The organism is Lentzea sp. (assembly GCF_036380075.1).
GTDB lineage: Bacteria > Actinomycetota > Actinomycetes > Mycobacteriales > Pseudonocardiaceae > Lentzea.
In genome coordinates this window covers 1-9916 of the sequence record NZ_DASVFL010000173.1, presented here as the reverse complement: position 1 = coordinate 9916, position 9916 = coordinate 1, and the positions used below count along the sequence as shown (strand labels likewise).

At 69.9% G+C, this 9916-nt stretch carries 9 protein-coding genes; 2 read left to right on the top strand and 7 right to left on the bottom strand.

Annotated elements, in window-relative coordinates:
- Positions 1-599, top strand: a 599-nt coding sequence (locus VF330_RS19745) for a hypothetical protein (RefSeq protein WP_330853105.1), incomplete at its 5' end; no start/stop codon positions are given.
- Positions 600-656: 57 nt separating this feature from the next.
- On the opposite strand, the gene VF330_RS19740 is transcribed toward VF330_RS19745, so the two are convergent.
- The gene (locus VF330_RS19740) at positions 657-1730 is read right to left on the bottom strand and encodes a family 2 encapsulin nanocompartment cargo protein terpene cyclase (RefSeq protein ID WP_414675406.1); all 1074 of its coding nucleotides are present in this window, start codon (positions 1728-1730) and stop codon (positions 657-659) included.
- A 7-nt stretch (positions 1731-1737) separates the two neighbouring features.
- Entirely contained in the window at positions 1738-2592 is an 855-nt protein-coding gene (locus tag VF330_RS19735) for a geranyl diphosphate 2-C-methyltransferase (RefSeq protein ID WP_330853104.1), read from the bottom strand.
- Positions 2593-3132: 540 nt separating this feature from the next.
- Here VF330_RS19735 and VF330_RS19730 point away from each other — a divergent pair.
- Positions 3133-5883, top strand: a complete 2751-nt coding sequence (locus VF330_RS19730; protein ID WP_330853103.1) for a right-handed parallel beta-helix repeat-containing protein — start codon at positions 3133-3135, stop codon at positions 5881-5883.
- A gap of 63 nt (positions 5884-5946) precedes the next feature.
- Here the strand turns inward: VF330_RS19730 and VF330_RS19725 are convergent, their stop codons facing one another.
- From VF330_RS19725 to VF330_RS19705, 5 genes are all read right to left on the bottom strand, one after another.
- Positions 5947-6729 (bottom strand): ion transporter, encoded by a 783-nt coding sequence (locus VF330_RS19725; RefSeq protein ID WP_330853106.1) that lies wholly within the window; start codon positions 6727-6729, stop codon positions 5947-5949.
- A 64-nt stretch (positions 6730-6793) separates the two neighbouring features.
- Positions 6794-7732, bottom strand: coding sequence for a cell division protein ZapE (gene zapE / locus VF330_RS19720; RefSeq protein WP_330853102.1), 939 nt, complete (start codon positions 7730-7732; stop codon positions 6794-6796).
- A gap of 19 nt (positions 7733-7751) precedes the next feature.
- The gene (locus VF330_RS19715) at positions 7752-8153 is read right to left on the bottom strand and encodes an FMN-binding protein (RefSeq protein ID WP_330853101.1); all 402 of its coding nucleotides are present in this window, start codon (positions 8151-8153) and stop codon (positions 7752-7754) included.
- Positions 8154-8157: 4 nt separating this feature from the next.
- Positions 8158-9528: a ferredoxin reductase family protein gene (locus VF330_RS19710; protein WP_330853100.1), complete on the bottom strand. Its 1371-nt coding sequence runs from the start codon at positions 9526-9528 to the stop codon at positions 8158-8160.
- Complete coding sequence (locus tag VF330_RS19705; protein WP_330853099.1) at positions 9525-9869, bottom strand: hypothetical protein; 345 nt, start codon at positions 9867-9869, stop codon at positions 9525-9527. Before VF330_RS19705 ends, VF330_RS19710 begins: the two co-directional genes overlap by 4 nt.
- Between the last annotated feature and the right edge of the window lie 47 nt (positions 9870-9916).

Below are 9916 nucleotides of genomic sequence, written 5' to 3'. Positions count from 1 at the left end.
TCAGCGCGGGCCTGGGGTGGATCGGCACCTGCCCCTACCTGTTCCTCGTGCACCTGATGACCCTGCACAACGAGAACCTGGTCCACCGGTACGAGCAACAGGTCCGGGGGCTGATCGGCCACCTGGAGAAGGTCCGCCTGCTCGGCACGGGCGGCCATCGGGGCGCCTCGCGGCACAGGTGGCACAGCGAGGAGACCTTCAACCGGTTCCGCAGGTTCCGCCTGACCACCTTCGACGAGGTGCACCGGCACCGCTACTTCAACGTGCTCCGGTACGACACCGAACGCGACATCTACCAGTCGATCGAGAAGGTGCGCGGGATCCAGCAGCGCGAGGAGTACTGGGCCAGGGTCGTCACCGATCTCGAAAGCACCATCGACGACCTGCGCGAGGCCCGGCAACGGCGCGTCGACGGCAGTCGCAACAAGCTGCTCGCCGCCGTGACCGTGGTCGGCGTTCTCCAGGTCGCCTTCGCACTCCTGGACTACTTCTTCGAGAAGCAGGCCGCGCAGGTCGAGTGGGCGGTCATGCTGACGACGATCGCCGTGCTCCTGGCCAGCACCCTGATCTGGCCGTGGTGGTGGAAGTTCAGGCGGTGAGGACCAAGACGAAGGCCGCGCCCGAGCCACCCGGCTGGAGTGGCTCGGGCGCACGCTCTACCGGTACCGCGGATGCGTGGTGTGCCATTCGAAACCGCCGCCCATCCAGGCCTTCACGCCCTTCAGGAACCGGTGCAGCTCCGGCGACGGGATCGCCAGCAGCTCCCGGTGCCCGGTCTCGAAGTCGCGCACCAGCTGGTTGTGCAGCTCCACGGTCCGTTCGGTGGCCTCGGCGGTCGAGCAGCCCCGGTCCGCCGCGATCTGCAGCACCATGTTGCAGACCGGCACCTCGTCGGCGGCGTCCTTCTCCACCGACACCAGGTCGTTCACGATCACCGACGCCGTGCCCGCGGCCGTGAGCAGCTGACGCACGCGCGGGTCGTAGTACAGCGGCGCGGGCAGCTCGTAGCCGCCGACGGCGTCGATGAGCGTCATCGACGTGTAGAAGGTGTCGTGCTGCCGCGTCGCGAGGTACTGCCACGCCGGCGGGTAGTCGCCGGTGTGGCGCCAGGCCGCGTAGGCGGTCCAGGACACGAACATCGCGAACGTCGAGTAGCAGACGCGTTGCACGACGGTCGGTGTGCTGCGCGCCGACAGGTGCGCGATGCCCGAGCGCAGGCCGACGAGCACCGGGTCGGCGGCGAGCGTCTGCTCCAGCTCCGTCGTGAACTCGGCGGCAGGTGCCACCGGGTCCATCGCGGCCATCGCCAGGGCGAGCCGCGGCGGGAGCTCGGCCGGGACCGCGCCCATCTCGGTGCTGTCCGCGTACAGGTCGTCGGCCGCCCACCACGCGGCGTTGAGGCGAGCGGCGATCAAGAGCTGTTCGACGTCGTCGGTGTCGACGTGGGTGAGGACCGCGAGCCGGCCGAACATGCCGCCGAGGAAGCGTTCGGGCTCGTCGAACCCGCACTCCCCCGCCCACGCGACCAGCCGCTCGTCGACGGCGGCCGCCAGCAGCGCGTCCTCCCGTTCGAGCACCGGCACGTACAGCGGCGGCGCCGTGCCGTCGCCCCATGGGCGTTCGGCATAGCCGGGTTCGGGTGGCAGGCCGACGACCTCGGGCCGCCCGAGCCGGGCAGCGGAGGTGCCCAGCCCGGACGGCCCGGTGAGGAGGTCTTTCAAGTCGGTCACGGCTGCGTCAGATCCTGTCGGCGACGATCAGCAGGTAGTGGAAGCTGCCTTCCCTGTACGCGGTGAGGAACGGGTCCTCGACGCCGGTCGCGACCGACGACTGGGCCCGCAGCTCCCAGTACGGGATGGTGTCCGGCGTCAGGTCGACGACGCTGATCGGCACGAACCCGTTGTCGGCCAGCGCGCGGAAGTACTCGCTGCGCGGGTGGATGTTGCAGATGTAGTGCTGGTCGATCTGGCTGACCGCGCGCGACCTCATGCCCGTCAGGTCGTTGGAGCAGCCGGTGATGCAGACGTACCGGCCGCCGGGCGCGATGAGGCGCGCGAACTCGCCGTACAGCTGCTGGAGGTCCACGTACATCGTGGTCTCGTTGGTCCAGATGCCGTTGAACGAGCCGGTCTCGAAGCCGGTGTCGAGCATGTTCTTGAAGTGGAACTTCACCTGGTCGGCGACGCCGCGCTCGGCCGCCTGACCGTTGGCGAACGCCACCTGCTCCTCGGAGATGCTGACGCCGTCGATGCGGGCGACGAACCGGGCGTTGGCCATGAAGCTCGTGCCGCCGCGGCCGGACCCGCCGTCCATCAGGTGCGGGTTCGCGGGCAGCTCGCCGAACGCGTCGAGCAGCACCTCCGCCTGCGCGGTCTCCAGCCGGTGCATCTCGGCGATCATCGCCTGGTCGCGCACCGCGGCGGGCGCCTCGAGCACCGCCGGGTCGTACTGGCCGAGCCCGTAGTGGTGGTGGTACAGCCCGTCCACCTCACCGAGCTTGATGTTGACCGGGTCCTTCTCCTTGTTCCAGTAGTCCGCGACGGAACGCTGGTAGTCGGTGCGCAGAACCGGCTTCACAGTGGGGCTCGCCATGACCTGAGGGGCTCCTGTTCGTGGGAACGCAAACTGCCGAACAGCAACTGACCTTTGCAGCCTTCGGCCCAGTCGGCGATCCGCCGTTCAGGCTTGGTTCGGACACGAACGGGTAGGCCGGACAGCGCCTCAGCGTGGTTCCCGCAGCCCGCGTTAGCAGCCTCGCGCAGCCACTTTCGTGGGGTTTCCACGCCCGACAGGATGACAAAGCGGGCGGAATTCCACGCGGCCGGACGGGAATTGCGGCACCTTCCGGCACGTCCCAGGCCGGAGGGCTCACACGATTCAGAGGCGTGAGCTGCACAGCGAACGGCCCCAGGACCTCGAAAACGTAATTGAAAACAGGTGCAACATTCCTATTTCAAGAATGTGAATGTTTGACACCTTTGACTAATTCGACTAGGAAGAAATGGCCCCGCCCTGCCGAAGAGGGTTCTTATGAAACGAACATCCCCGCCTTTGCTCGGCCTGCTGCTGGTGGTTTCGCTCACCGTTGCCCTGCCGACGGCGACAGCCACACCTGCACCGACCGGACTGGACGTGTCGGCAGCCAATCGCCGCGCCCCTGTTTCCGGGTTGTACGACTGGTCGAAAGCCGGATATCGCGGCAACGGCGTGCTGCCCGGCGACAACGAGGTCAACCCGAGCGCGAGCTGTCAGATCACGGCCGCGGAGCTCGCGTCGCAGTTCAACGTCAAGCCGAACGACTCCGGCGACGACACGGCCGGGCTGCAGGCCGCGATCGACTCCATCAGGACGCAGTGCTCCCCCGGCGCGAGCTACACGAAGCTGAGCCTCATCACCCTGCCCGCCGGCGAGCTCGAGGTGTCGAAGGAACTGCACGCCGACGCCGACTACCTGATCGTCCGGGGCGCCGGGGCGACCGCCACGAAGATCGTCTACACGCCGGACGCCACCACCCGCTACGACACCCTCACGCCGGACGGGTCCGACTGGGACGAGGACGCGATGACGTCCGGGCAGGGCAAGGGCGGCTGGCTGTGGCCGGGCCGCGGCCTGTTCCGGGTCCAGTCCCGCGGCGTGCACCCCAGCTACGCGAGCGACCACGCGGCGGCACCGGCGAACCGCAAGGACATCTTCGAGGGCACGGTCAACGTGCACTGGAAGGCGGGCACGAAGGTCAAGGCGGCGGCGAAGGCCGGTGACCGGACGATCCAGGTCGCGTCCGCCACCAACATCAAAGCCGGAACGCTCGTCAACGTCCGCGCGGCGAACTCGGTCAAGTTCTACGAGCAGCAGTTCGCGACAGGCACCGAGCACCCGTTGCTGAACATGCACATGCGCCAGCAGATCTTCACCGTCGCCGCGGTCTCGGGCACGACGGTGACGCTCGACAAGCCGCTGGAGTTCGACGTCCCGGTCAACTCGACCTCCGACGGATCACCGGCGATCGACGGCACGACGTACGACTCGAAGGTGTCACCGCTGGTGGACCCGGTCCTCGGCGTCGGGTTCGAGAACTTCGGCTTCACGCAGGCGATGCCGGACCTGAACCCCGCGGACGCCGTCCACAACTACGGCAACATGGCGCCCGCCGACGAGATGCACGGCATCGTCTTCAAGTGGGCGGCGAACTCGTGGGTCAGGGGCGTCCGCGCGGAGATGGCGGGGTCGCACCCGATCGTCACCGAGGAGGCCAAGAACCTGCAGATCGTGGACAACCAGCTGGACGGCTCGTGGAACAAGGGCAAGGGCGGCAACGGCTACTTCCGCGGCTCGCGGGTGTGGGACTCGCTCTACGCCGGCAACACCTCGCGCAACCTGCGGCACTTCACGTTCCAGTGGTCGGCGTCGGGCAACGTGGTGGTGGGCAACGACTTCGACTCCGACCTGAACCTGCACGGCGGCTGGGAGCGCAACAACCTGGTCGAGCTCAACACCGTGCGCGTGCCCTACGCCCACCGCTCCGGCAACTGCCGCGCCAACTGCGGCGAGGAGGGCGGCGGCGGTCCCGACGACTCGAACTGGTTCCCGATCTGGTGGGGCGCCGGGAAGAAGGCCGTGAAGTGGTCGGGCGCCACCGGTCCGCGCAACGTCTTCTTCAACAACGACATGGCCAAGCAGCTCTCCGACGGCGGTGCTTTCCAGCCGTTCTACAACGACCGGCAGCGCGTCTACCAGTTCGGCTGGAACGGCACGGCATACCGGCACCTGGACGTCAACGGCACCCCGATCACCGACTGGGCGAAGAACGAGCAGCGCGACTACAGCGGCGGCCACGGCGTGGACGTGTCCCGGTCGGACTCCGCGAAGTCGTTGTTCCTCAAGAACGTCCCGGGCACCACCGAGCCGCCTCCCGCTGACGGCACCGTGACGACCGCGGAGCAGCTCAAGGCCGCTCTCGTCAACGTCAGGCCCGGCGACACGATCACGCTCGCACCCGGCACCTACCGCGGGTCGTTCGTGACCGCGAAGGCCGGCACGGCGAGCGCACCGATCACGCTGACCGGCCCGTCGACCGCGGTGCTCGTGAACGATGGTCCGTCGGGTGAGGCGCCGTCCTGCCCGGCGCCGACGGCGGGCTGGGACTCGGGCTACGGCCTGTGGCTGTTCAACGCGCCCCACTGGAACCTCAAGGGCTTCAGCGTCACGGAGTCCAAGAAGGGCATCGTCCTCGACAACTCCCACCACGTCACGATCGACGGCGTGAAGGTGTCGAAGACCGACGAGGAAGGCGTGCACTTCCGGCGCTCGTCCGCGGACGGCGTGCTGAGGAACTCGACGATCACCGACACCGGCCTGGTGCAGAAGGGCTACGGCGAGGGCGTCTACCTCGGCTCGGCGAGCTCGAACTGGGCGTGCCACGGCAACACCGGCGGGGTCGACCGGTCCGACCGCGTGCAGGTGCTGGGCAACAGGATCGGCCCCGGCGTCGCCGCGGAACCGATCGACGTCAAGGAGGGCACCCACGACGGCCTGATCTCCGGCAACACCTTCGACGGCCGCGGCATCAGCGGCGAGAACTCCGCCGACTCGTGGATCGACGTGAAGGGCATCGGTTACCGCATCGAGAACAACACCGGCACCTTCACCCCGCCGGGCGTGCTCGCGAACGGCTACGAGACGCACAACCCGAGCACCACGCCGTCGTTCCCCAACGGCTGCGGCAACGTGTGGAGCGGCAACACCTCCGACCTCGGCGGCGTCGGCGAGTACGCCGTCAAGATCACGTCCACCTCGAAGTGCTCGGCCAGCCCGAACGTCGTCCGCTCCTCGAACACGGTCACCCGTGCGGCGAAAGGTCTGACGAACGTCCCGGTCACCCCGTGACAACGGGGTTGCGGGGGTCCCGGCCGGTGCACGGCGGCGTCGCCGGCCGGGACCCCTGGCGCGTCACCTCTCGGCGGCGGCGGACCTCATCGCCCGCACCTCGTCGCGCAGCGCCCGCACCTCCTGCACCAGCAGGTCGTCGTGCGCGGCGGTCCGGGGCGCGGGCACCGTCACCTCCTCCTGCATCGCGCTGCACACCACGGCGATGAAGAGGTTGAGCATCGTGAACGTGCCGACCATCAGGTAGACGAGGAAGAAGATCCACGCGTACGGCTTGTGCTCCATCAGGTCGCGCATCACGTCCGACCAGCCGTCGCCGGTGGTGAGCTGGAACAACGTGAGCAGCGTCGGGCCCAGGCCGGAGAAGCGCGGGTCGCCGGTGTCGCCGAAGAGGTTGCTGGCGATCACGCCGCCGACGTAGACGAGCAGCACCAGCAGTCCCGACAGCGACACCAGGCCGGGGATCGACCGCACCAGCGCCGTGACGACCCGGCGCATGCTCGGCACCATCGCGACGAGCCGCAGCGCCCGCAGGATCCGCAGGCTGCGCAGCACCGAGAGCGGGCCCGCGGTCGGGATCAGGGCGATGGCGACGATCACGAAGTCGAAAACGTTCCACGGGTCGCGGAAGAACTTCCAGCCGAACGCGTAGAACCGGGCGGCGAGCTCCGCGGTGAAGATCGCGAGGGCGAGGCGGTCGATCGTCGTGAGCACCGGGCCGAACTCCGCGTGCAGGACGGTGGACGTCTCCGCGCCCAGCGTGATCGCGTTGACGACGATCACGCCGATGATGAAGAACTGGAACCGGTTGCTCTCCACCAGCTCGCCCACGCGGGCGCGCGACATCTTCACTTGCTGCTCCTACGACAGGGGTTGTGATCTCTATCGGTCGTGGAGCGGGTCCAACTGTTCACCCGGTCGTGTTGATCAGCTCCAGCCGGCTGGCCGTCCTGGCGAGGTCGAGCGCCTCGCCGCCGACGATCTCGCGCAGCGGGTGGTCGCTCACGAGCGTGAGCCGGACGTCGGCGTCCACCAGCACGTCGACGACGTTCGCGAACCGTTGCCGCGCCTCGCGATCGCACGTGCGCAGCCGCGGGACGTCAACGACCACCCAGTCGTCGAACCGTTCCGCGAGCACCAGGTAGTCCTGTGTGGACGTCGGCTTCCCGCACAGGTCCCCGAAGGCGAACCAGATCCTGCCGTCGACGCCCAGGGCGGTGATCGAACGCCCGTTGACGTCGACCGCCACGGGAGCGTCCGGGACCTCGGCCCGCGTGACGATCTCCCCCGTCTCGAACCGGGACCGCGCGGGCCCTCGGCGGAGCCGGTAGTCGGTGGGGCCGTCGAGCTCGACGACGTCCATCAGCTCCTTCACGAGAGCGATGCCCGGCAGGAAGTGGTCGTGGTACAGCGGGTTGGGCAGCAGGCCGTCCGGCGGGTAGTTGGACGTGGCGACGACCAGCACCCGCCGGTCGCGCAACGCCTCCAGCAACCGGGTCATCAGGATCGCGTCGCCGACGTCGTGGAGGTGGAGCTCGTCGAACGCCAGCACCTCCGCCCGGCCGAGGAGCTCCCGCACGGCCTTGGCGACGGCGCCGCGTTCGTGCAGCCGTTCGGAGATCCGGCCGTGCAGCTCGCGGAAGAACGAGTGGAAGTGCACGCGGCGCTTGTGCTTCACGGGCAGCGCGTCGAAGAACGCGTCCGCGAGGAAGCTCTTGCCCCGGCCGACCGGCCCGTGCAGGTACACGCCCCGGCGCCGCTGTCCCAGCTCCTCCAGCCTCGCGACGACGGCGAGCTGTGCGTCGTCGAGGACGTACCCGCTGCCCGACACGTGTGCGCGAAGGTCCACGCCGCCGAGCCTACGGAGATCACCTGCCCGCTTGGTCCAAAGCGGCCTGGAGTGACGAGACGTACCCCTCGCTGGTCACCGTCGCCCCGCTCACGGTGTCGATGTCGGCGCTCTGCGCGGACAGCGTCTCCTTCACGAGGATCGGCAACGCGCGGGCGTTGATCTGCTCGTCCTTGCGGTTGCCGTCGGGGTACACGGGCACGGTGACGGCGGTGATCCTGCCGCCGTCGAACGTGACCTCCACCTGCACGGGACCCCAGCGCGTGTCCACGGCGGGTCCGGTGACGGTGTTCGCGCCGCCGGACGACGCGGCCACCGGCTGGGCGGTCGTGGTCATCGGCCCCGACAACGACGTGCGGTAGCCGAACAGCAGCGCCACCGCCGTCATCGTGCCGAAGAGCCAGAACAGGATGCGCTTCACCGGGTCACCACCTGAACTCCTCGACGTGGATCCGTTCCTCCGGCACGCCCGCGGCGACCGCCGCACGACGCACCGACTCCGCCCACGGCGCCGGACCGCACACATAGACGTCGCGCTCGGCGATGTCGGGCACCAGGTGCCGCAGCGCGGCCAGGTCGTCGACCGGCACGCCGTCCCCGAGCCACGACCCCGACGACCTCCGGTGCCCCGGCAGGTCGACCACGCGCAGACCCCGTTCGCGGGCCAGCACGTCCAGCTCCCCTGCGAACAGCGGCCGGCCGCTGAAGCGGTGCAGCAGAACCGCCTCGCCGGGGCCGTACTCGAGGCCTTCGGCCAGCGCCCGCAGCGGCGCCACCCCGACGCCCGCGCCGACCAGCGCCACTCCCCTGCGCGTGCGCGCCCGCTCGGTGAGCCTGCCGAACGGCCCCTCGAACAGCACCGGCGTGCCGGGACGCACCCCGCGCAGCGACGCGCTGCCGTCGCCGAGCGACCGCACCGTGATCCGCAGGCTGCGGCCGTCGGGAGCGGCGGACAGCGAGTACGGGTTGCCGCGCGTCCACCCGGCGCGGCCGAGGAACCGCCAGCCGAGGAACTGCCCCGCCCGCACCGGCAACCGGTGCAGGTCGCGGCCGGTCAGGTAGACGGACACGACGTCGTCGTTCTCGGCCACGACGGACGTGACCCGCAGGCGGTGCCGGGCGTTGCGCCACAACGGCATCCCCACCCGCCACACCAGGACGGCGACGGCGGTGACGGCCCACAGCCCCCACCAGTAGGCGGTGGCGGCGGCCGAGGTGAGGAACTCCTGGCCGGTCCACAGCTGGTGCGGCAGCGCGAGCCCGGCGCCCAGGTAGCCGTAGAGGTGCAACAGGTGCCACGACTCGTACCGCAGTTTCGAACGCGCCTTCCTGATGCTCGTGACGACGGTGAGGACGAGGCACGCCGTGCCCGCCAGCGCCAGCAGCATCGCGGGGTAGTCGGTCGTCAGCTCCCAGAACTCGCCGGGAACGCCGGTGAGGTCGCCGGCCGCGTAGCCCCACGTGATCAGGACCAGGTGCGCCAGCACGAGGTTGAACGACGTGAAGCCGACGATCCGGTGCACGGCGACCAGCCGGTCCTGCCCGAAGGCCCGCTCCAGCACCGGCAGCCGCGCCATCATCAGCACCTGCACGAGCAGCAGGTCCGACCCGAGCAGGCCGGTGAGCCGCCCGGCCGAGCTCAGCCCGGTCTCCCAGCCGCCGAGGTCGGTGAGGCCGCCGCCGGCCGCCCACCAGTACGTCACGAGCAGCAGCCCGGCCCAGAACCCGCCCGTGGCGACGACCCGCACACCGGCGTCGGCCGGGCGTCTTCGCGCGATGGTGAGGGCCGCGGTCATGTCCCCTGCCCGGTCGACCCGTCGTCGGGCAGCGTGCCGGACTGACCGTCGCCCCTGCCCTGCCGGCCGCCGGGGAACTGGCCCTGCTGGTCCGGCAGCTGACCCGAGTCCTGCCGCACCTGGCTCGTGGTGTCGTCCCCTGCCGCGAGACCGAGCGCGAACCCGCCCAGCCCGGTGAGCACGGCGAGCCCGAGCGCCCCGGCCACGACCGGACCGGTGAACCCCCGCGGGCGCGCGGCGGGAGCGGGCGGCGGCGGCGGCGGTGGGACGGGCGCGGCGGGTGGCGGGACCGCCGCCGCGGCCGGCTCCCACCGGGACCCGCTGGTCGTGTTCGCGTTCATGGGCACTCCTTCTCTCGACTCGCTCCATGCTCGGCGGCGAGGCTGAG